General features: G+C 45.2%; 16 protein-coding genes and 1 pseudogene. 13 read left to right on the top strand and 4 right to left on the bottom strand.

Features of this window, described 5'->3' with window-relative positions; translation table 11 throughout:
- Window positions 1-3 precede the first annotated feature (3 nt).
- The 9 genes and pseudogenes from pstC (at window position 4) to J4N44_RS24740 (ending at window position 10,570) form a co-directional block, all read left to right on the top strand.
- A complete protein-coding gene (gene pstC, locus J4N44_RS24780; protein WP_252045364.1) occupies window positions 4-933 on the top strand; it encodes a phosphate ABC transporter permease subunit PstC in 930 nt (309 codons plus the stop codon).
- A complete protein-coding gene (pstA, locus tag J4N44_RS24775; RefSeq protein ID WP_038899546.1) occupies window positions 930-1,766 on the top strand; it encodes a phosphate ABC transporter permease PstA in 837 nt (278 codons plus the stop codon). The genes pstC and pstA overlap by 4 nt, the downstream gene beginning before the upstream one ends.
- Window positions 1,763-2,620, top strand: coding sequence for a phosphate ABC transporter ATP-binding protein PstB (gene pstB / locus J4N44_RS24770; RefSeq protein ID WP_026000267.1), 858 nt, complete (start codon window positions 1,763-1,765; stop codon window positions 2,618-2,620). The genes pstA and pstB overlap by 4 nt, the downstream gene beginning before the upstream one ends.
- Window positions 2,621-2,759: 139 nt before the next feature.
- Window positions 2,760-3,485: an SDR family NAD(P)-dependent oxidoreductase gene (locus J4N44_RS24765; protein ID WP_017189572.1), complete on the top strand. Its 726-nt coding sequence runs from the start codon at window positions 2,760-2,762 to the stop codon at window positions 3,483-3,485.
- Window positions 3,486-3,910: 425 nt separating this feature from the next.
- Window positions 3,911-4,402, top strand: coding sequence for a DM13 domain-containing protein (locus J4N44_RS24760; protein ID WP_005452792.1), 492 nt, complete (start codon window positions 3,911-3,913; stop codon window positions 4,400-4,402).
- 164 nt (window positions 4,403-4,566) lie between these two features.
- Window positions 4,567-4,803: pseudogene (locus tag J4N44_RS24755) on the top strand (OmpA family protein); the annotation flags it as partial.
- Window positions 4,804-4,901: 98 nt separating this feature from the next.
- Complete coding sequence (locus J4N44_RS24750) at window positions 4,902-5,750, top strand: mechanosensitive ion channel family protein (RefSeq protein WP_005452782.1); 849 nt, start codon at window positions 4,902-4,904, stop codon at window positions 5,748-5,750.
- A gap of 324 nt (window positions 5,751-6,074) precedes the next feature.
- A complete protein-coding gene (locus J4N44_RS24745) occupies window positions 6,075-8,165 on the top strand; it encodes an EAL domain-containing protein (protein WP_252045363.1) in 2,091 nt (696 codons plus the stop codon).
- A gap of 338 nt (window positions 8,166-8,503) precedes the next feature.
- The gene (locus J4N44_RS24740) at window positions 8,504-10,570 is read left to right on the top strand and encodes an EAL domain-containing protein (RefSeq protein WP_252045362.1); all 2,067 of its coding nucleotides are present in this window, start codon (window positions 8,504-8,506) and stop codon (window positions 10,568-10,570) included.
- Window positions 10,571-10,681: 111 nt separating this feature from the next.
- Here the strand turns inward: J4N44_RS24740 and azu are convergent, their stop codons facing one another.
- Entirely contained in the window at window positions 10,682-11,134 is a 453-nt protein-coding gene (azu, locus tag J4N44_RS24735) for an azurin (RefSeq protein ID WP_101905156.1), read from the bottom strand.
- Between the two features lie 611 nt (window positions 11,135-11,745).
- Between azu and J4N44_RS24730 the strand changes: the two genes are divergently transcribed.
- The 3 genes from J4N44_RS24730 to J4N44_RS24720 all read left to right on the top strand — a co-directional run bounded on the left by J4N44_RS24730 (window position 11,746) and on the right by J4N44_RS24720 (window position 18,239).
- On the top strand, window positions 11,746-15,369 hold the full coding sequence (locus J4N44_RS24730) for an Ig-like domain-containing protein (RefSeq protein ID WP_252045361.1): 3,624 nt from the start codon (window positions 11,746-11,748) through the stop codon (window positions 15,367-15,369).
- 231 nt (window positions 15,370-15,600) lie between these two features.
- The gene (locus tag J4N44_RS24725; protein WP_252045360.1) at window positions 15,601-16,851 is read left to right on the top strand and encodes an NAD(P)/FAD-dependent oxidoreductase; all 1,251 of its coding nucleotides are present in this window, start codon (window positions 15,601-15,603) and stop codon (window positions 16,849-16,851) included.
- An 83-nt stretch (window positions 16,852-16,934) separates the two neighbouring features.
- Window positions 16,935-18,239, top strand: coding sequence for a dicarboxylate/amino acid:cation symporter (locus tag J4N44_RS24720; protein ID WP_252045359.1), 1,305 nt, complete (start codon window positions 16,935-16,937; stop codon window positions 18,237-18,239).
- Between the two features lie 113 nt (window positions 18,240-18,352).
- On the opposite strand, the gene J4N44_RS24715 is transcribed toward J4N44_RS24720, so the two are convergent.
- Both J4N44_RS24715 and J4N44_RS24710 read right to left on the bottom strand, forming a co-directional pair.
- Window positions 18,353-19,225: a B12-binding domain-containing radical SAM protein gene (locus J4N44_RS24715; RefSeq protein ID WP_009700644.1), complete on the bottom strand. Its 873-nt coding sequence runs from the start codon at window positions 19,223-19,225 to the stop codon at window positions 18,353-18,355.
- Window positions 19,226-19,488: 263 nt separating this feature from the next.
- Entirely contained in the window at window positions 19,489-20,292 is an 804-nt protein-coding gene (locus J4N44_RS24710; protein WP_009700645.1) for an SDR family NAD(P)-dependent oxidoreductase, read from the bottom strand.
- A 233-nt stretch (window positions 20,293-20,525) separates the two neighbouring features.
- Between J4N44_RS24710 and J4N44_RS24705 the strand changes: the two genes are divergently transcribed.
- Window positions 20,526-20,765 (top strand): HP1242/YdcH family protein, encoded by a 240-nt coding sequence (locus tag J4N44_RS24705; RefSeq protein WP_005452761.1) that lies wholly within the window; start codon window positions 20,526-20,528, stop codon window positions 20,763-20,765.
- Between the two features lie 81 nt (window positions 20,766-20,846).
- Here the strand turns inward: J4N44_RS24705 and J4N44_RS24700 are convergent, their stop codons facing one another.
- Window positions 20,847-21,500: a cupin domain-containing protein gene (locus tag J4N44_RS24700; protein ID WP_252045358.1), complete on the bottom strand. Its 654-nt coding sequence runs from the start codon at window positions 21,498-21,500 to the stop codon at window positions 20,847-20,849.
- Window positions 21,501-21,581 lie beyond the last annotated feature (81 nt).

Raw genomic sequence — 21,581 nt, 5'->3', positions numbered from 1 at the left:
ATTATGACTACTTTAGCTATTAAAAGTAAAGTGAACGGCGATTCGGTTTTTAATAAGCTGAGTTTTGCTAGTGCTTTATTAATTTTTGTAACTTTAATTGGTATTTTATTATCTCTTATTGAAGGTGGTTGGCCAGCCTTTAAGGAATTTGGTCCAGGCTTCATTTTTAGAGATATTTGGGATCCCATTAACGGTCAATTTGGCGCTGCCTCAGCAATTTATGGCACGCTGGTTACTTCTTTCATCGCTATTGTTATTGCTGCACCGATTGCGTTAGGTACGGCTGTATTCCTTGCTGAGTTAGCTCCTAAATGGTTGAGTCAACCAGTAAGTAAAGCCATTGAACTGCTTGCTGTTGTACCAAGTATCATCTACGGCATGTGGGGACTGTTTGTCTTCGTTCCTTGGTTTTCTGAAGGTTTCCAAATGTGGGCCGGTGTGCATTTGGTCGATATCCCTTTGGTAGGTGGTTGGTTTAATGGTCCGCCGATTGGGATAGGCTTATTGGCGGCGGGGATCATCTTGTCATTTATGATTCTGCCTATCATGACTTCTTTAACGCGTGACGCATTGAAATCCATTCCGGATGTCCTCCGTGAAGCAGCATATGGAACGGGAGCGACACCATTTGAAGTCATCACCAAGGTGCTTATCCCTAAAGTTAAGAATGCAACAGTGAGTGCTGGCATTTTAGGTCTCGGTCGCGCTCTCGGTGAAACCATGGCTGTCGCCTTTGTTATTGGTGGTGCGAGCCGTATTGAATTTTCATTCTTTATGCCAGCAAGCTCCATTTCTTCGACGATTGCTCAGCAATTTAACGAGGCAACAGATCCAATCCATATCGCATCGTTAATTGGTCTGGGAGTGGTGTTGTTTCTTATCACTTTCTTTGTGATGGGTTTTGCTCGTCGTTTGTTAAGGAAGTCATCATGAATAGCAGAAAATTAAAGAACTTTAGCTTTCTAACATTTTGCACTTTGTCGGCAGCGTTCGGTGTCTTCGTTCTCGCGAGCATCTTATACACCTTGATTGGTGAAGGAATAAAGGGCTTGAGCTTCGCTATCTTCACCGAGGTAACGCCTGGTCCGGGCAGTGAAGGTGGCTTAAAAAATGCCATTGTGGGGAGCTTAATGCTGACTGGCTTGGGCATTCTGATTGCCGCACCGATTGGGGTTCTTGCGGGCACGTGGTTGGCAGAAGCCGATAAAGAAAACACAGTGGCTGAATCGCTGCGCTTTCTTAACGGTATGTTAATGAGTGCTCCCTCTATCTTGGTCGGGTTGTTTGTCTACGCCATGATTGTGGTACCGACAGGCGGTTATTCTGGATGGGCAGGTGCCATCGCATTAGCCGTTCTCGCACTCCCAGTGATCGTTGCTTCAACGGAAGAGATGCTACGTTTGGTCCCGCCAACGTTGAAAGAAGCGGGAAGCGGTGTAGGGGCGCCTAAGTGGCGAGTGATCACCCAACTTAGTTACCGCGCCGCAGCTCCGGGGATTATCACTGCCATTCTTTTATCCATCGCTCGTATTTCTGGGGAGACGGCACCGCTTTTGTTTACTGCGTTAAACAGTAGCTTTATGACGACCGACATGAGCAAACCGATGGCAAACTTACCAGTGACGATATACCAATTTGCTATGAGCCCTTACAGCTCCTGGCAAGAGCTGGCATGGGCTGGCGCATTGATTATCACCAGTTTTATTTTGATTGTTAACGTACTGGCGACGTCGTTGCCGCAATTATTAAAAGCGAGAAGAGCATGAACACGGCAACATTAAATCCAGTCAGAGCAAGCATGAATGAATCCACTATGAATACTTTGGTACACAGTGTTAGCGCCAACGATGTCTCAGCAAGTTTGACTCATCGTATGGACATTCAAAACTTAAATTTTTACTACAACAAAGGCTCTGATGCAGCGTTGAAATCCGTATCAATGCCAATCTATAAAAACCGAGTGACGGCACTGATTGGTCCATCGGGCTGCGGTAAGTCTACACTGCTTCGTACGTTAAATCGTATATATGACTTGTATGGGCATCAGTACGCTGAAGGCGAAATCTTACTTGATGGTGAGAGCATCTTTAGCAATACGGACGTCAATGAACTGCGTTCCAAAGTGGGCATGGTTTTCCAAAAACCAACGCCATTTCCCATGTCGATATACGAAAACATGGCATTTGGATTGAAGATACAAGGTGCATTTAGCAAAGCCGAAGTTAGAGAGCGTGTCGAGTCTGCACTAAAGCGTGCGCACTTGTGGGAAGAGGTGAAAGATAAGCTAGATGCAGATGCGAATGGTTTATCAGGTGGTCAGCAGCAGCGCTTATGTATTGCTCGAACGATTGCGCTAGAGCCAGAGGTTATTTTAATGGATGAGCCGACTTCCGCGCTGGATCCTATTGCCACCGCCGCCATTGAAACTCTGATAACAGAGCTGCGTGAGAAGTACACCATCGTTATCGTAACGCACAACATGCAGCAAGCGATGCGCATCTCCGATTACACGGGTTTTATGTATCTAGGAAAGCTCGAAGAATTTGGTAAGACTGAAAACATTTTCCATCACCCAGACAACGACCGTACTAAACGTTATATCTCAGGGGACTTTGGATAACGAATAACAACAATAGCGCTGATTAGTCAGCTCGTTTTAGGCACGGTTTCGCGAGGATCGTGCCTATTTTTTTATGCCCTGACACTCTAGAATTAAGGTCATCTCAAACAATGTCATCTCAAACAATTAAGAACGCAGTATGTACAAAAACAAAGTGGTGGTTATTACAGGCGGCAGCCAAGGTATTGGTAAGTATCTCGCGCAGGCTTATTTAGACCAACAAGCGAAGGTCATTGTGTTTGATATTGCCGTAAACCAAAATCCGAGCGTCGAGTTTTATCACGTCGATCTAGGGCAGCCTACGCAGATTGAGCTCGCTTTTGATGAGATCCAACGTGCACACGGTAAGGTTGATATTCTGATCAACAACGGTGCAATCGCTAACTTTAACAAACCAGTTGAACAACTGACTTTTGAAGAATTCTCTCGAGTCATTGATGTCAATCTCAAAGGGGCGTTTGCGTGTTCACGTCGATTTATTGCATTAAACCGTGCTCAATCTTTTGGAAGAATTGTCAACATTGCCTCGACACGTTGGAATCAAAATGAAGCTGGTTGGGATGCATATGGTGCATCTAAAGGAGGCTTAGTTTCGATGACTCAATCCATGGCGATTTCTCTGTCTGATACTCCCATTACCGTTAATGCTGTAAGCCCTGGTTGGATACAAGTTGAAGGGTATGAAGATTTAGATAGCTTTGACCATCAGCAGCATCCATCGGGTCGAGTAGGTAAGGCAAAAGATATTGTAAATGCGTGTTTGTTCTTAACTCATCCAGAGAATGACTTTATTAATGGACACAACTTGGTTGTCGATGGTGGAATGAGCAAGAAAATGATCTATCAAGACAGTTTGATTGATTAAGCTTACTTTCTTGGGTACAGAAGTGCTCTTCAGTAGAGTACTTCTTATTATTTTATCGGTAGTCGTTTACTTTCCTCTTTATTCTCCTCCCTGTTTTTTGGGTACATTCATTTTCACCGTTTGAAATAGGCATTTAAAAAACTCTTTGCGCAAAAGATGCCGAATGATAATTCCTCTGCTTCGATACACTCTAAAACCAGTGGCGACGATATCTATTTTTCGTGCTTCGGGTTAGGACTCATATATTAAAAAACAGTGACATACTTTTTAAAAAGGCTATGGGTTGGGGAAATTATCACCGAAATTGTGATATTGCCCTTAAAACTATATAGGAAATTTCTGAGTTTGTAGTAATGCTCTGTTTTAAATGGATTTATGAACTAACTTTGATATTGACGTCTTGTTAGTTAAAGCTAGGTATAACGATGAAATGGATTTTATTGCTTGTGAGCCACATCTTGTTTGCAGTGGCGGGTTTTGCTGCGGGTATTTATGCACTGCCTATTCTTATCCAACCTGATTCACCAGATGTTTCGGTTGTGTCTAACTCTTCGGAAGGTGTTCTCTACCGTGGCATGTTCGAGCGAAATCGAACAGATAGTGACTTTCTTCATTGGGGAGAAGGGGATCTATGGGTCACTGAAGATACGATTGCTTTTCAAGGAGAATTGGCTCCTGGACCGGATTATAAGCTGTATCTCTCACCAACGTTTGTTGAAACCGAGGCGGATTTTAATCGCTTGAAGTCACAAATGGTGAAGGTGGGAGAGGTGAAAACATTTGACCGTTTTATGGTCACTCTTCCTCAAGATCTGCCCTTAGATAACTACACGTCAGTCATTGTTTGGTGTGAAACCTTTGGTGAATTTATTACGTCTGCACAGCTCAAATCTGTCGCAAAAATGAATCAGAGCTAATACCCAAACAATTTTAACTCATGTCGAATAATAACTGACAGAAACGTGATAGCAGTGCTGAGCATTTCTATTTCAACAAGTGGTTCATTTGTGAACCCGATTCAACCTGCCTAAACGCGATCAATCACGAAATTCTGAGCTCGAGTGAAGGCGTTACGATTGTTAGCCATACCGACCAAGTGGGCTCGCTCTCTTATAATGAACAACTGGCAGAGCGAAGAGCGTAAACCGTAGTGGCGTATCTCAAGACGAAACTCGATCCATCGCAGTTTGTGTGGGAGGTAAAAGCCTTTGGTGAGCTTCAACCTGTGATCAACGAAGAATCTCCAGAAGCCAATGCTTTAAACCGCCGTGCGTTTATCGTATTTAAAGAGAGCGAACTGGGGCAACCGACGGAATAATTTGGTAAGGTTGTCCTCTCGCAAGCTAGCTACCTGTTTTCATAGCGGTAGTTAGCATACAAAGGTCAACCTATCCAAACCAAACAGGGAGTCGGGTAATGGAGAAAGTGCAGTTAGTCGTCGATTTTCTTCTCACTCACAAAATTTTATTTTCCGCATTAATCCTGCTGTTCATCATTGTTCTGCGTCGTTTGATTCTGTCTCGAATTCGTGGCGACGATGCCTTCATTACGGAAGAACAACGCAGTTGGATGTCGAGAACCAAAAACGGTACGTTCGCTCTTACGCTGATCCTGTTGTTCATCTTATGGCAATCAGAAATCAGCGAGTTCGCCCTAAGCGTTACCGCGATTGCAGTAGCGATTGTTGTCGCATCTAAAGAGATTATTCTTTGTTTTACTGGTTCGATTCAACGAGCCAGTTCTCGTTCATTTCGCATTGGTGACTGGATTGAAGTCGGTAAGCTATGTGGCGAAGTGATTGAGCACAACATGATGGCGACAGTGATTCAAGAAATCGACCTGCATCATGGGCAATACCACTTCACAGGAAAAACCGCGACGTTGCCTAACAGCATGTTTTTCACCTACCCAGTGAAGAACCTCAACTTTATGAAGCGTTACGTTTACCATGACTTTTCTGTTGTGGTGAAAGACTTCGTCAACCTATACCCAATTTTGCCATTACTGACCGATAAGATTGACGAACATTGCAGTTACTTTGCTGATGTCGCGCATCGCTACAACGCGATGATTGAAAAACACGCCGGTGTCGATCTGCCGGGTGCAGAGCCGCATATCCATATCTCAAGCAACATCAATGGTGAGCAAATCGTGCATATCATGATTTTCTGTCCAACGGACAAAGCCAACCACTTAGAACACCTGATTCGCAAAGACTTTATGGAGCTGTATGAGCAACGATTCCCGATGAATCCGGAACACTGAGTTCTCGCTCAATAATCATCACCTCAATGTTAACCCTCACCAATCAAAGGTGAGGGTTATTTTTATTGCCCATTTGTCGTTACGACAAAATATCTTAATGGATCGGGGCGCATATAATCGTTAAATTACGCCCGCAATCTGTCCTCAGACAACTTCCGCTTGTTGCTCAAAATACACAATAAAAACATCAATTAAGACTACTCAGATAGTCCGTACCGTAATGGTTGGCTCCCCACGGGCTCGACGACATAACGGTAAAGGTTGCACGCATGGCTGTTTATTAAACCGCTGAATCTCTTCATAACATTACTATTAAGATGCTTCATGCAAACTGGCTTTAAAATCAAATTTTCGCCTTCTCAACGTCTATTCGCATTGATGGGGCAGTGGCAGTCAGCGTCGAAATCCTATTTAACGGATTTGGCGTCAATCGCATTGCTGCTGTTACCTTTGATTCTGTCTAATGCGTTGGCAGTTTTTTTTGGACACGTATTCCGTTTTACTGGCTTAGCGGATTTTTCCCAACTGCTGTTTCATGTATCAGATATCCTGATCAACTTATATCCAAGTGCATTCTGCGTGGTGGCGGGTTACTACCTTTCCCATAAAACCAACGTTTCGAGTGCCGTGTTCATCATCTATTCGTTGATCATGTTCTACTTGATCTCAATAGAGAATGGCAGTCTTTCACAGACTTACATGTTACCGAACAACCCATTGTTGGCGTTATTGAGCGCGACAATGACGTACGTTTACTGCAGCATTTTCAAGATACGTCTGTTAGAACCCCAAGCCCTCGACTTTTCATCACGACTGCTTAAGCACGTGGTGCACTTTTTCTTATTTGTGCTCATCGCGTTGGTGATGTCCCATTTCACGGCGATCTTTATGGCGTTGTCAGGTGGCATGGTTCGTGAGCTCGGCGTAGACCCGCTGACATTCAAAGGTGGTTTGATCTATCAAACTGTGCTGGGTTTACTTGGCTCGATTGGCATCAATGGACACAACCTGTTGTTTGCGATTAAGCAGCAGATCTTTGCCGCAACCGAAGCCAATGTAATGGCGTGGCAGGCCGGAGAGGCGTCACTGAATGTGATTAGCCAAGGCTTTTACGACGCATTTATGTCGATGGGCGGATCTGGCAACTCGATCAGTTTGCTTTTCTGTGTGCTGATGTTTGCTAAAGAGCGCAATCATTTGATGCTTGCTCTGGCAGCGATGCCTCTGGTGATCTTTAACATCAACGAGGTTTTGTTGTTTGGTTTGCCAATCATCTTCAACCCGATTTTGATCATTCCTTTTGTGCTCGTGCCGCTAGTGAGCTTTGTCATCACCTTTTTGTGCATTTCATCGGGGTTGGTACCGCCGGTAGAGAATATTGTGAACTGGATGACACCACCCTTGTTCAGTGGCTATATGGCGATGGGGAATCAAATAGAAGGTTCGATTCTTCAAGCCTTCATCATTGTATTGGGCATCTTCATCTATCGACCGTACTATTTGGCGTACGCAGGAAAATACTCAGCACAGTTTCGTGCGAATACGGCTTATACCGGTATCGAAAGCTCGATATTTAAATCACTGCTAAGTAACGTAAAGGCGTCGAACAACTCCAGTATCAGTAAGTCGACGGCGCAGAAACGCTTAACCACGATTTTGCGTGAAGGTGAGTTAGTGATGTTCTATCAAAAGCTCCAGTCGACCAAAAACGTCAGTGAGTTTTCTTATGAAGCGCTACTTCGTTACATCGATAAAGATGGCACGTTATGCCCGCCGACGTTTGTGAGTGATTTTCAGATGCTCAACTCGATGCCATTGCTGGATAAGTTGGTGATAGAGAAAGTCTTGGCAGACATGCAGAAAATGCACTTATCGAAAGATCGTCGTATTGCCATCAACATCGCGGTGGCGACGATAGAACAAGAAGAGTTTGTGCCGCATTTGCTTTCGCGTTTAGCCCATTACGGTATTTCTCCTGAGTGGTTGGAAATTGAAATCACAGAAGAAGCGATTCTCAGCAATAAGGTTTTTTTGATCAAAACAATGGAAGCGCTTCAGGCACAGGGTATTCGTATTGCAATGGATGATTTTGGTACAGGCTATGCGTCGTTTCCACACCTGCTGAAATACCCATTCGACAAGATCAAACTAGACCGTTCACTTTTGTTGGATGCAAACAATCAAAAGGGCAAAGATCTCTACAAGTTGGTTGCGAAACTGGGTCACATCACCCATTGTGAAGTCGTGGCAGAAGGGGTGGAGACGCAAGCAGAATATGACTTTGTTAAACGCTGCGGCGTGGACAAGGTGCAAGGTTATTTCTTTGCTCGTCCATCGCCTTTATTAGACATTCTTGGTGAACAGCAAGAAAAACCATTTCTATCGTCACAATTACAAAGTCGAGTGGAAATATAGACTTGCTGGCGCTAATGTGCGCCTCCTTGCTTAAATAGCAGGCGAATTAACGAACGACGTTGACCTTAGAAGCAACGCGTTTCTATCAAACGAGAGAGTACCGAGGGGCTTAAAAGGTGCTCTTTCTGTTTGGTCGATTACAACAAGTTGGCTGTGGCTACCCTTGTTGAGTGACTATTCGCAACGTTGAACGATCAACGCTTTGTTACTCGAATGATACCGTCCTCGACGTGTTTGTCGAAACTCTCCCTCATTGCGAAACAAATTAAATGGATTTAATTGCGGCGAATTTCTTGAGCGGCTCTTTGAGTCGTACTTTGATGGATTAACTGAGCCAAATGAACAATCGATACATTAATCGGCTTTTTACTGTAATTTCTTCCAACTTATACATTAATGGTTTGTGTAACGTCTTAGTGATGTTGCTGCCTGTTTCATTGATTTCTGCATTCAGTACATTGTTAAGCAATCTACTGATGATCGCAGGCTATGAACAACTTGGTATGACTGTTGGGGCAGCAAGCGCCATTATTTGGAAGCTATTTCCCATTTTGCTTCTAGTGTACTTCTCGCAGTTCCTTTCCTCTTTGCTAAAAGTCTCGCGAGTAAACGTGATAACGCCTTCGTTGATGATTTACTTTATCGTCTGTAACGAATGGGGCTTATTGCAAGATGGTACTGTTGTTCCGAGTAACTACCCATTAGCGATTCTGGTTCCGACAGTCGTCGCTTGGTCTGTACGCTTCATGCAAAACCGCAGATGGTTTATGCGTTCTGATTTACCAAATGTGGTGGATCAATCATACAACCTCATCATGGCGACCGTAGTCTTGGTGGTTGGTTACACTGTGTTGGGCTATGCACTTGGACAGGCATTCTGTGCCGCTGATATTGCAGATCTGTTACTGCCGAAATTAGACCCAAACTCGTTGCTTGATGGGATCATTTATGAGTTTGTGCGTAACCTATTTTGGTCGATTGGCATCAATGGTCACATCATTTTTGCCCCTTACAAGTCAGAGCTTTATGAGGTAACTCGTGTCGCGATAGAAAACCACGAAGCGCTGGGCACACCACTGCCAATTTTAACCACAAACTTCTTTGATTTTTATGCAGGAATGGGTGGTGCAGGGAACACCATTTCGTTGGTGCTGTGTATGCTGTTTCTGACTAAAAATCGCAGTTATAAAGCCTTGGCGGCAACAGCACTGGTGTTGAGCTTGTTTAATATTAACGAGCCCATTATTTATGGCTTACCCATCATGTTCAACCCAGTCATGATTGTGCCATTTTTAATCGCACCGGTTGTGGGGTTAGTCATCGCGTATATTGCAACAGCAATGGGGTTGGTGGCACCGATTACCGAGATCGTTAGCTGGATGACTCCGCCGCTCGCCAGTGGTTACATCGGGACTGGTTACACATGGACTGGCGTGGTATTACAACTGATCATCATCTTAGTCGGTGTGCTGATTTACTATCCATTCTTCAAGCAAATGGACAAGATTGGGAATGCGAATACGTTGTTTGCAAAGTCAGTCTCTGATGATTTTTTCAATTACGAGGGATTAGACAATGGCAAAGTCGCTGGGGCATTTTTCCCTGAAATTACCAATAAGTTCGCGGCACAAAAACGTATCAGTGATCTGAAAAAGCATGGCGAGTTCGTGTTGTTCTACCAACCGCAGGTTAATGCTCGCACAGGGGAGATTCGGTCGCTTGAAGTACTGATTCGTCACCGCTCAGAAACGGGCGAGATCACGCCTCCAACGTTTCTTGAGGACTTTGCCAAAGTCGGCTTAATGAGTGAGTTGGATTTATGGGTGGTTGAGACCACACTGCGTGAAGTGGCGCCTTTGGCGAATCGACCAAATTTTAAGGTCTCGATTAACTTATCTCCAGAAACTTGCTTGGTGCCAGACTTCACCGAAAAAGTATTGACGATGATTAACGAAAGCGCGTTGTCTTGCTCGCAAGTTGAGTTTGAAATTACTGAAGATATGTTGATTCAAGATGAGCATCGTACACACCGTGTGTTGAGCACACTGCGAGAAGCGGGGGTGAGGATTGCCTTGGACGATTTTGGTTCTGGTTATTCGTCAATTGGTTACTTGTCGAAATACGATTTTGATAAAGTGAAAATAGATCGTTCGTTGGTGCTTAATCTCAACAACAAAAATGGTCGTGAGCTGTTTAGGTTAACGGCGAAACTCGTAAAAATTACTGGTGCTGTTACGGTGGCAGAAGGCGTAGAGACAGAAAGCGAACTGGAGTTTATGGCAGAGCTCGGTATCGATCTGATCCAAGGCTTCTATTTCTATCAACCAATGCCCTTCGACGATGTTGTAAAGCTTGAATACAGTCAGCGAGAAGAGAGCCTGGATTACGATCACTTTGCATTTTAAGGCCGAAGTGAGCAGATACAAAAAAGGGAAGCGCTCAGCTTCCCTTTTCTTTTAGGTTCAATTTATGTCGCTCTAAGAATCTCAAACTAGAATACTTAGATGAAGGCGTGATTATTTGAACTCGAATTTACCCTGCATGATTGCCCAGTGACCAGGGAAAGAACAGAAGAACGAGTAATCGCCTCCCGGAGTCATCTTCTCAGTGCTGAACGTGATAGTAGTGCTTTCACCACCGCCAACCACTTTAGTGAAGGCATAAACACGGTCATCGTTTGGTTTCACGTAGTTGTTTTCTAGACCAGCAGACATGCCTTCTGTACCCACTGCTTGAAGGTTTGCCGTATCAGTAATCACCACGTTATGACCCATTGATTGCGCAGGCATTTTACCAGTGTGGTTCAGCGTCAGTTTCACTTCTTTACACGTCGCTGGCACGCTCAGTGTTTTGGTCGAAAACTGCATCATATCGTTAGCATCGATGGACACTTCACACTCTGCGCTTGCTTGCGCGCCAAAGCTTAATCCAACTAGTGCAAAGGTTGCTGCTACTAAACGTAAAGACATATAACACTCTCCATATTTTATTTTTGGGCTGACTTGGATTCAAACCGATCCAATGCATCTCATTATCATCGAATATTCCAATTGAAACCGTGCTTCAATCCGGATATTGACGTTTTGTTGCAAAGTTATACTTATCGTTTTCACTGGATGATCATTCATATGCCTTATTTTGAACGCTTCATTTAAGAAGTGTGAAGACGATCTTTATAACCACCTCAGATGCCTATTTGTGTCTTCAGAACGCCCTGATTTTGGCGTTTTTTTCGCTAACATGTAACTAATTATTTCAAGTGTTTTTATTCTGTAACTTATTGATTTTAAGATGCATAAAAGCAAAGTGAAGACAAATTCTTATCTCGATTGTCACCAGAAAATAGATTTGTTTTATCCAGTGCACACTTTCTGAATTTTGAACTAGAGTCCCAGTTTTTTGTTTGCTTACCGATTGCGTACGAAATGTCGTCAAATTGACGCGAAAAGACGCTTTATTTTTGGCACTTTTACACCTGTAAGTTGGGTTACATTTAGTTACATCTGTCCGCTGCGACGCGAAAAAAGTCCCCCTCTATAATGCCTTTCCTTTTTATTGTTGTTTGTATAAGTCCTTAATTATGAGAAAGAATACGCTAGCGATCATGCCAAGTGTTTTAGCACTGGCGATCGGTATGGGGTTGCCTGCTGCACACGCAGGAGTGATCTCAGACGCAACTATCGTCGGCTCAGAAAGCCAGTGGTGGAACACTTACAAAGTGATCCTAACGAACGACGGTTCAAAGCCAGTTGAACTTCGTGATGCGAAAGTGACGTTTGATTCAAACCTATCAATGTCGACACCCTCTTGGTCTGCGACTGGCATCAGCTACCCGGGCATGAAGTTCACCAGCGACGCACAAGGCAACGTCTTCAAGAACACGCTCGCGTTGGCTTTTGATCGTGGTAGCTGGGTGAAATCACAACTTCCGGCAGGTGAGCGTATTGAGCTAACTCTGGGTGTGAGTGGTGTATTGGATCTGACTCTTCTTCAAAATACCATTCGTCTGATCGCTGATGACGAAGGTGAAGTAGGTGAACCAGAAATTTCTCTTCAATTAGCTTCGCCAGTGAACGGTGCTGAGTTTGAAGAAGGTCAAGCGGTTGCCATGCTAGCGAACGTTACGGCAACCAACACCAGCGTTAAAGCTGTGACTTTCTTTGTCGACAACAAACAAGTTGCTCGTGTAACGCAAGCCCCATTCCAAGCAACTTGGACTTCTGTTGGCGCAGGCACTCACACGATCAAAGCTGTAGTAGAAGACACCTCTGGTTTAACCCAACAACAAGCGGTCAGCATTTCGGTAAAAGAGAAGCCAGTTGAGCCACCAGTGGTACCTGAAGTCCATGAGCTAACATTCGTCGCGCCTACACAGGGTCAAGCATTGATGGTGGGTCAGGCAACGACGATTAAAGCCCGTGTTGATGGTGAATTGATCTCTAAACTGGAGTTTTGGGCGAATGACCGCAAGTTAGGTCAACGTAACATCGCTGCAGGTCAAACGACGTATTCTCAATCTTGGACGCCAAATGAAGTGGGCAATGCGACACTTAAAGTGGTGGTTCTCGATCAGAACAACCAAATGGTCGAGCAACGCAGCATCGCAGTTGCAGTTGAAGCAGCCCCAAGCTTTGTTAAGCCAGAAGTGAGCTTCTCTTCGCCTTCGAACGGTTCTAAGTTTGAAAAAGGTGAAGCGGTATCCATTTCTGTTCGTGCAACGGATGCTGATGACGATTTGTCTCGCGTTATCGTGAAAGCAAACAACAAGCAAATCTGTGATTTCAACGCATCAACTACAAACCAGTTCTCTTGTAACTGGACGGCGTCAGAAGTCGGTGCAGTTAAGCTAGAAGCGATCGCAACAGATGCTGAGAATCTAACGGCGACAGCACGTGTAAACATCACAGTTGAAAAAGTAGAAACACCGACGCCTCCGCCAACAGGTGGACTGTGTGCTGATTTTAATGTGTACCCAGACTGGACTCGTGGTGATCACGCAACAGGCGGCGACATTATGGTTCATAAGAACATTGCTTACTCAGCGGTGTACTGGACTCAATCTGTTCCTGGCAGCGATAGCTCATGGTCATTACATCTAAACTGTGATGGTACTGAGCCGGGTACAGCGCCAGCGCTATCATTACGTAACCCAATGGACCCAGTGCGTCTAGAAGTGGCAGGTTGGCCAAACACATTCGTAGTGGCGAGCCCATCCACTCAAGCACCAAGCACACTGACTATTGCAGCAAGCAGCAGTGATGCGCTCACAAACCTAGAGCAACTGACACGTTCGTTTGTGTCGGCTATCGAACAAGCAGAGAACGCGGGTACTGCATCTGTCGTGATTCGATCGGATGTTCTGGATCTCGCTACGCAAGACAAAGGTGCATCGTTTGGTGCCGTTGCGGTTAAACAAGCACTGACGAATGCCATTGATATTACGGGTAGCCGTATTGATATCGATGCGATCAACGCACTGAGCGATGACGTGAAAGGCTGGGCACATGCTTACAACTTGATCTTCACAACCCTTGCGCCACAAGCGACATTTGGTTGGTCATTAAGCATTGGCGAGTTTGCTTACGATACCCACTCTGGTCGTCAGTCTGTATGGGATGAAGCGTCCGTTTTCACGGCAGATCTACTTGATAGTTTCGAGCTTTACAAAGCAGATGCTGCGAACAAAGCTGACTTTGTGGTGTTTACTAAATCGAATGCAACCACGGCACTAACCAGCGAGCAGTGGCATCACGCACTAGAATACGTAAAACAGGTAACAGATTACGTTGATGCGCCTGCAATGTTAGCGAACATGCCAACAGAGCAAACCGCAAATTACTTCATGGGCAATACTCAAACCGATCAGCAAATCCGTAAAGCCGCGTACAGCAACGTATTTGCATTGATGTTTGATCAAGACTCTCAAGCTCTAACCAGCAAAATTGAGCTTTACCAAACGGCGAAAGTGCCACTGTACTACGTAGGTGAAGAGTTAGAGAAAGGTTCGTTGACTCGCATTGAAGCGCTAAACCAAGAGTTAGCAAATGCTGAAAGCGTGATGGATAACGAAGCCTTCCTATACGAAACGCCACAGTCTCAGTGGGTTCCGTCAACGGTTTACAAGTGGAACGACTTCTTAGATGGCTTGAACGCAATGCACAACATTGGTGTGGCGGGCAATAAGTTCTGGTTGATGAACGATGAAGTTGATGATGCAACCAACATCAAATACGCGAAAGTCGCGATTGCTGCGTTCCTTGCGCAAAGTATGCAAGAGACCATCCGCTACAACGCGTGTGATGAAAACAACTGGTCTGAAGTGAAATACGGCGCGCCTGCGGATTACCCAATGACAGCAAGTTGTGGTCAACTGGGTCAGAAATACGCAGATTACGGTGTAAACCCAGTTTCAGGTTTAGATCATGCGTACTCTTGTCCTCGTGATGACAAGATGGAAGTCAGTGCGTTGACTCATGCGAAATGGTATGGTGCTCCAGCTCCAGTCTTTGCAGCACCTGATGCAGTACTTGAAGAGCGCGGTCTATTGGTGAACGGTGCAGCAGGTCGTTGGACAAACAACGGTCACTGTAACGATGTTCCAGAAAGCGTAGATACGTCTAAGCAAGTGTGGGAACGCGACGAGTGTAAGACGTACGTTGGTCAGAAAGCAGGTAAGTTCATTTGGGACGGCAGCAGCCAAGAAAGCGTTGAAGGCTGTGGTTGGTGGGGGCGTGGTGTAATCCAAACCACAGGTCGTCAGAACTTTGGTACGCTTAACCACTACCTAGGTCGCTCGCACGTTGATCCATCAACCATTGGTAAGACAATTGATGGCGTAACGGTAGAAGCGCCACCGGCGAACCCACTTTATGCTGAGCTGGACTTCTGTTCTAACCCAGGTCTGATTTGTAGCTCGGAAGAGAACAAAGAGATCAAGTGGATCGCAGGTCTGTTCTACTGGGTAACGTCAGTTCAGGCATACAACGATGAAGGCGGTCAGTACGCGGATTGGAACTACCACAATGAGCTGAAGAAGTATGTAGATAGTGGTCTGCAAGGTTCTCAATTTATCGATGACGTTTCAGGCATCGTTAACCGTGGTTGTCCGGACCTGACGTGTTCGACAGGTGATGTTCACAATGTGAAAGAGCGCCGCGAGAACTTCAAACTGGTACTACAAAAGCTAGGTCTTGATCCTCGCTAATTAAGACAAAGCAACATCAATGAAGAAAAGCCATCACCGAAAAGTGGTGGCTTTTTTGTTTTTAGCATTTGGCTCAGATGCTTAGTTTTTATTATTACTAATTCGTAATAGTCATTTTCTTTTTCCGCTTATTATCATTTATTTTCAACCCAATATAATGCCCGCCATTCCAAACGTATTTGCTGCGTTTTTGATTTTTATCTTTCGATGGATGGTTTCCGGGAGGGGAGTATGTCGAACTTTGTTGTTGTCGGTGGTGGTGCTGCGGGTCTAGAAATGGTCACGCGTTTAGCGAGCAGTTTTGCAGGCAAACCTGACCATACCGTTACTTTGGTTGAGCCATCTTCTCATCACTTATGGAAACCAAGGCTGCATGAGATTGCGGCGGGCACGTTTGATAATGAGCTCGATTCGGTTGCGTTTCGTCTTCATGCTGCTTGTCACGGTTACCAATATGTTCAAGCGCGCATGTCAGGCTTAGACCGTGCGAACAAAACCATCACTGTGAGTACTGAGTTTTCACCAGAGCAGACCGGGCTATCGCAGCAGTTAACACTGGATTACGATTACCTCGTGATTGCTGTTGGTGCGATCAGTAACGATTTCAAAATTCCGGGCGTGAGCGATCATTGCTTATTCTTAGATTCCGCTTCTCAAGCAGAAAAAGCGTGGGAACAGATGAAGCAAATGCTAGCAAATGGTGGTTCACATCGTGTTTCTATCGTGGGTGCCGGCGCAACTGGTGTTGAGTTAGCGGCTGAATGGGCGAAAGTCAGCAAGCAATTAAACCGCTACCAAAATGGTACTCAACTTTCCATTACGCTCATCGAAGCGGCGGATCGTGTGTTACCTGCAAGTGCTGAGTGCATGTCTGCCAAGGTACTGAAGAAACTACAAAAGCAAGGCGTTAATGTTCGCTTAAACACCAAAGTTCAACGTGCAGAAGCAGACCGTATCGTGACGGAAAATGAAGTCATTCTTGCCGATCTACAAATTTGGGCAGCAGGGATTCGATGTCCGGATTGGATAGCGAATCTCGATGGTCTAGAAAGTAACCGCATTAACCAACTTAAAGTGCAGCCAACACTGCAAACTACTCTCGATGATAGCGTGTTTGTTATTGGTGATAGTGCTGAATGCCCACAAGAAGATGGAAGCATTGTGCCGCCACGAGCGCAAGCTGCCAATCAAGCTGCCACACATTTGGCGAAGCAATTTAAACGCTTAGTAAAAGGCAAAGAGTTAAAGCCGTTTGTGTTCAAAGACGGTGGGATGGTCGTCGCGCTTGGGCATGACTACGCGGTTGGCGCATTGATGAATGACAAAGTCGTATTGCGTGGACGCTACGTTCGCCGCTTGTACGACACGATCTTTAGGCTGCATCAGCGCGTTATTTTCGGTTGGTTCCGCGTGTCGGCTTTGGTAGTGCTTAAACGCGTAAAAGGTTTATTGAACCCATATTACAAAGGCTCTTGGTCTTAATTCAAGCCGTGACTCTTCGATTCCATTTTTTCATTTTTATCGAGCGCCCAAATCATCAGGATTTGTGGCGCTAGGTGTTTTTTATGCGTCATTTGCAACTCTCTTTGCCCGTTCAACTTCTTGTTTCTGCCCTACTTGCGTGGAGTGGGGCTCAAGCCATCCTTCTTCTTATGGACCATGGGCTGGTCGAAAAATCGCTTTTACTGTCGGGTGATTACTACCAAATTTTAATGTTGGGCAAAACGGTCTATCTCGGCTTACTGAAAATGGTAGTGGGTTTGATGGTGCTGTTTTCTCTTGTCGAAGGCATCACCAATATTGGTTCAACTGTTCGTCTTAAAGCTCTGGGTGGGCGAACACTGCTTTTCTACAGTTTCACCACCTTAATTGCCATTAGTTTAGGGCTTGGTGCGTCGTTAGCTTTGCCTGCATGGGAGCCACTTAATCAAAGCGTTTCTGTGGGTAGTGATGTTCATTTGATTGACGAGCAAGGTGCTGGTGGTGCCGCCATACTCACCAACCTTGTCAAGATGGCGATGGTGAATCCATTTGCTGCACTGGTGAATGGTAACTTGCTGGCGATCGTGGTTTTCTCCTTTATGGCAGGCGTTGCGATTTTGCTTTCTGTTCCATCGGGTCATCCGTTGCTAGCGGTGATCTCGGGGCTGAACAAAAGTGTTAACACCATGATTCGAGGCATCGTTAAGCTGTCTCCGATTGCTATTTTTGCGATCGTGTTTGATATTACGCTGACCTCAAGTGGGAATCTGATTCAGCAACTTGCGTTGTTTGCGTTACTGGTGTTTGTGCTCACGATGGTGCACGGGCTAGTGGTATTACCGACGATTGCTAAGGTAATGACCGGGATTTCTCCAGTTGCACTGTTTAAAGCGATTTCAGCCCCATTAGCCATGGCGTTCGCAACGTCATCAAGTGCGGCGGCGCTGCCTTTGGCAAAACAAAGTGCGGAAGATAATTTAGATGTCGCACCCGAAGTCAGCAGTATGGTGCTGCCGCTCGGCTCTGTAATGAATATGGACGGCACCGCGTTATTTGAGGGTGTCGCTGCAATTTTCCTAGCACAGTTGTTCGGGGTGGATTTGAGTACCACAGGGTTGGTGATGATCTTTATCATGGCCATGGTCTCTTCCGTTGGTGCGCCAGGCATGCCTTCGGGCTCCATGTCGGGTATGCAGTTAGTACTACTAGCTGCGGGTATTCCATTGGAAGCGATAGCCATTTTATTAGTGATAGAAAGGCCGTTGGATACGTTCCGCACCGCCGTCAATGTGGAAGGGGATTTGATTGCGACGCTTGTCATCGACCGTTGGCAAAAGAAACAAGCTGGTGATGTTTTTGACCAACATACAGCGGCTTCGGTGAGTTAACCCTAACGCCAAGTCGGTTCTTCTTTAATATCGAGCTTGAAAAAAGGAGTGACATTGTGCGTCACTCCTTAGTTCCTATTAGGGATTTGGTGTTTTATCTGAACCCGTCATCATTACCACGAAAAGGTTTGGATGACGTTGTCTTTTGCCATTGGGTTAGACGCAATCGCGTGATTGATGTTTCTTAGAAAATCGTCGCGAGAATCCAACAGCCAGCCTTTTTGAGGAACGATGTTGTTGCCATGGTCGCCCCAGTAAAAAGTATCAATGTTCAGGTTTTCAAGCAGGTATTTTTCCTCTTCCAACACCTGCAGTTGTGTCGGCATAATGAACTCACCATTCTTCACTTCTTGCTCCATCACCGTTCCCGGTTGAATCGCAAGTGCCATTGGGGCAATTTGCTCAGGATTCATTTGGTTCAAAATATCGGTTGTGGCGATGATGTGCTCTTTTGAACGCTCACGCCCACCAAGTCCAAAGATGAAAGAGAGCAATACTTCGATGCCAGCTTCTTTCGCCATTGCCATGCCTTCAATGGCTTGTTCTGGTGACATGCGCTTTTTGATGCGCTCTAGAACAATTCGATCACCCGATTCAAGACCGGAATACGCCATATCAAGTCCAGCATCTTTGAGCTCTTTTAGCTCTGCAATGGTTTTACGGCGGAAATCGTTCATGCCACTGTAAAGTGAAGTCTTTTTGCACTCGGGGAACGTGGAGCGCAGTTTGTCGAAGATCTTGAGCAAGTAATCTGTACGTGCTGCCATGACGTTACCGTCGATTAGAAAGATTGACTCTACGTGTGGGTAGATAAGGCGCGCTTCCTCAATATCTTTAAACACATCCTCAATGGGACGCACTTTAAAGCGCTTATCATCAAACATGCTACAAAACGTGCACGTATTGATGCTACAGCCCAGTGTAGTTTGGATAAGAATGCTGCGGTATTCCGGCCATGGTCGGTAAACTTTGCCCTCATAGTTCATAAATGGATCTCCAGTTAAAGGCGGGATGATTCAGTGCCATCGCTCGCTAAAGACAGTGGGGATAAGCGCAATATAACGTCGCCTTATTCCCGATGACCGAAGATTAACAATATTAGTAATTGTTGATAATTGGTGTTTTTATCGAATTAGTTTTTAGATTTTATTGATAATTAGGGGCAGGGATTTTGTTGGAATGCAGATAAAAAACACCCAGCCGAAGCTAGGTGCTTGAACAAAAATAGCAATATTTATTTTGGCTTGAGTTAGACAAGCTTCGCAATCACAGTTTCAATGGCATCAACCACTTGCTGTGACTTTGGCTCGTTTAAGGCGTCACGATGAGGTGCCGCAAAAGCTTCAATGTCGTTATCGAAGTAAGCGCCATGTGCTTGTGCAAACTCATCCGATAGTGCGGCACGAATTAAAATGTCAGCACCCAAGCGAATATCGCCGCCAGCAATGCCGTAAGCGTCTTTTACCATCTTGCTACCAAGTAGAGACTTTGGATTGACTGATACAACCATAGGACCGACGTTTTTCAACTGTAATCCCATCACGCGTGACCACATGGTAAGTGCCAGTTTGCTTTGTGCATAAGCTTCACCGTCTGACAACGGTTTGTCACCCATTAATGCCTCAATGCTAACAGGAGCTTGCGCAGCAGAAGACAAGTTCACTACACGCCCTGTATTGCCAAGCAACGGAAGTAACTCTTTTGTCAGTAGGTAAGGCGCAATGGTGTTGACTGCAAAACGCACATCTAGGTTATCTTGAGTTCTTGCGTTTGGTGTTGCGTATACGCCAGCGTTATTGATGATGACGTCCAGCTTGCCAAAGCGCTCTGCTATTTCTGCAACCATCTGTTTCACGGCGCGTGGAGAAGACAAATCCGCAACAATACTTTCGACTTTACCTGCGTTTATCTCAATCAAGCTCTGTTCTACGTTTTGGACTTTTTCTTGGTTACGACCGTGCACGATCACATGATGCCCGTCAGCCACTAACATTTTCGCTGTTTCTAAACCAATGCCGTCTGTAGAGCCTGTGATCAGGATGATTTTTTGCATAGCTGAGATTCCTTATGAATTCGATATGAAACAATCATAGTGGTATCTTCCGCATTAGACTATTGAGGGCGTTGGGGAAACACTTTATAGGAAAAATTGAAAATCAATCTATTGGTGTTTTTGTGGGCGAATCGACGAATTCACCCCCTTTGAAATGCTATGGTTATTTTAAGCGTTGCTTAAGATTTGAGCAGCTTGTTTAACTTAAAATATACTCAGCCAAAGAGGTCTCTATGTTAGGTGAAAATCACTCATTAACTCATGAATTCCCAGAACATTTGGATACCATCACTCAACTGACAGCTAACGACTCCGCGTTTGCTGAAAACGCTAAAAACTACAACACGCTCGACAAAGAAATCCGTGAACTCGAATTGCGAGGAAACCCAATCGACGACCATGAAATGAACACTTTAAAACACAACCGTGCAGAACTAAAAGACTGGCTTTACTCAAAAATAATGAGCGCATAATCCTTCAAGTGCTTCATCAATGGCGGCTCGAATCTTCGAGCCGTTTTCGTATCTGCAAGATGGGTTGTTAGCTTAAGCACGCTATTTAACGGGTAGATGCCCAGTCTTCACCCAGATCACCGTTTCTTGTTCCACAAAAGGAAAGTGCTCACTCATGTGCGGACTGCGCAACCATGTGTGAGTTGGATACTCACCAAATTCGTCTCTAAACTCGCCCGATAATACAAAGATCTCTTCGCCACCAAAGTGACGGTGTGGCTGGAATCTTTCGCCTTTTGGCCACTTTACCAGCGCCACATGTTCGTGTTCGAAATCGTGCAATGGCATCACCTGCAATCCGCCAATACCCGGTAGCCAACCTGCTTGATGAGTATGAATTCGTACCGTTTCAATATCGCTTGGATCAAACTGGTTGAGTTTTACCAAGATTACACAGCCTTCACGACTAAAAGGCGCGTGTTGGCTGCCCGGAGGGTTGCGTATATAAGTTCCGGCAGGGTAGTCGCCATGTTCATCGGAAAACACCCCCTCAAGCACTAGGATTTCTTCCCCATACGGATGAGGGTGGGTAGCAAACGCTGAGTTTGGCTCGTACTTCACTATGCTGGTGGTATGTCCTGACTCTTTAGCTTCACGCTCTAACGGTTTACGCCACACGCCAACAGCAGGGCTAGCGATCCATTCCTGTTCTGCGGTTTTAATCACCAAGCGTTGTGAAAAATCCATGTTTAACATAGTTGCTTCCAGTATTTGTTTATGTCTAGTACGTATATCCAAGCATCTTGGCGTCATCTGGGTAATAGAGCGATTCTAGTC

The organism is Vibrio sp. SCSIO 43155, from assembly GCF_023716605.1.
Lineage (GTDB): Bacteria > Pseudomonadota > Gammaproteobacteria > Enterobacterales > Vibrionaceae > Vibrio > Vibrio harveyi.
This window is presented reverse-complemented; position numbering and strand designations above follow the sequence as displayed.

Excerpts from the sequence above, each read along its gene's own strand:
- J4N44_RS24700 (WP_252045358.1), bottom strand. The coding sequence starts at position 21,500 with ATGTTAAACATGGATTTTTCACAACGCTTGGTGATTAAAACCGCAGAA.
- J4N44_RS24750 (WP_005452782.1), top strand. The coding sequence starts at position 4,902 with ATGGAGAAAGTGCAGTTAGTCGTCGATTTTCTTCTCACTCACAAAATT.
- J4N44_RS24715 (WP_009700644.1), bottom strand. The coding sequence starts at position 19,225 with ATGAACTATGAGGGCAAAGTTTACCGACCATGGCCGGAATACCGCAGC.
- J4N44_RS24760 (WP_005452792.1), top strand. The coding sequence starts at position 3,911 with ATGAAATGGATTTTATTGCTTGTGAGCCACATCTTGTTTGCAGTGGCG.
- pstB (WP_026000267.1), top strand. The coding sequence starts at position 1,763 with ATGAACACGGCAACATTAAATCCAGTCAGAGCAAGCATGAATGAATCC.
- J4N44_RS24710 (WP_009700645.1), bottom strand. The coding sequence starts at position 20,292 with ATGCAAAAAATCATCCTGATCACAGGCTCTACAGACGGCATTGGTTTA.
- pstC (WP_252045364.1), top strand. The coding sequence starts at position 4 with ATGACTACTTTAGCTATTAAAAGTAAAGTGAACGGCGATTCGGTTTTT.
- azu (WP_101905156.1), bottom strand. The coding sequence starts at position 11,134 with ATGTCTTTACGTTTAGTAGCAGCAACCTTTGCACTAGTTGGATTAAGC.
- J4N44_RS24705 (WP_005452761.1), top strand. The coding sequence starts at position 20,526 with ATGTTAGGTGAAAATCACTCATTAACTCATGAATTCCCAGAACATTTG.
- J4N44_RS24720 (WP_252045359.1), top strand. The coding sequence starts at position 16,935 with ATGCGTCATTTGCAACTCTCTTTGCCCGTTCAACTTCTTGTTTCTGCC.
- J4N44_RS24765 (WP_017189572.1), top strand. The coding sequence starts at position 2,760 with ATGTACAAAAACAAAGTGGTGGTTATTACAGGCGGCAGCCAAGGTATT.
- J4N44_RS24745 (WP_252045363.1), top strand. The coding sequence starts at position 6,075 with ATGCAAACTGGCTTTAAAATCAAATTTTCGCCTTCTCAACGTCTATTC.
- J4N44_RS24740 (WP_252045362.1), top strand. The coding sequence starts at position 8,504 with ATGAACAATCGATACATTAATCGGCTTTTTACTGTAATTTCTTCCAAC.
- J4N44_RS24730 (WP_252045361.1), top strand. The coding sequence starts at position 11,746 with ATGAGAAAGAATACGCTAGCGATCATGCCAAGTGTTTTAGCACTGGCG.
- J4N44_RS24725 (WP_252045360.1), top strand. The coding sequence starts at position 15,601 with ATGTCGAACTTTGTTGTTGTCGGTGGTGGTGCTGCGGGTCTAGAAATG.
- pstA (WP_038899546.1), top strand. The coding sequence starts at position 930 with ATGAATAGCAGAAAATTAAAGAACTTTAGCTTTCTAACATTTTGCACT.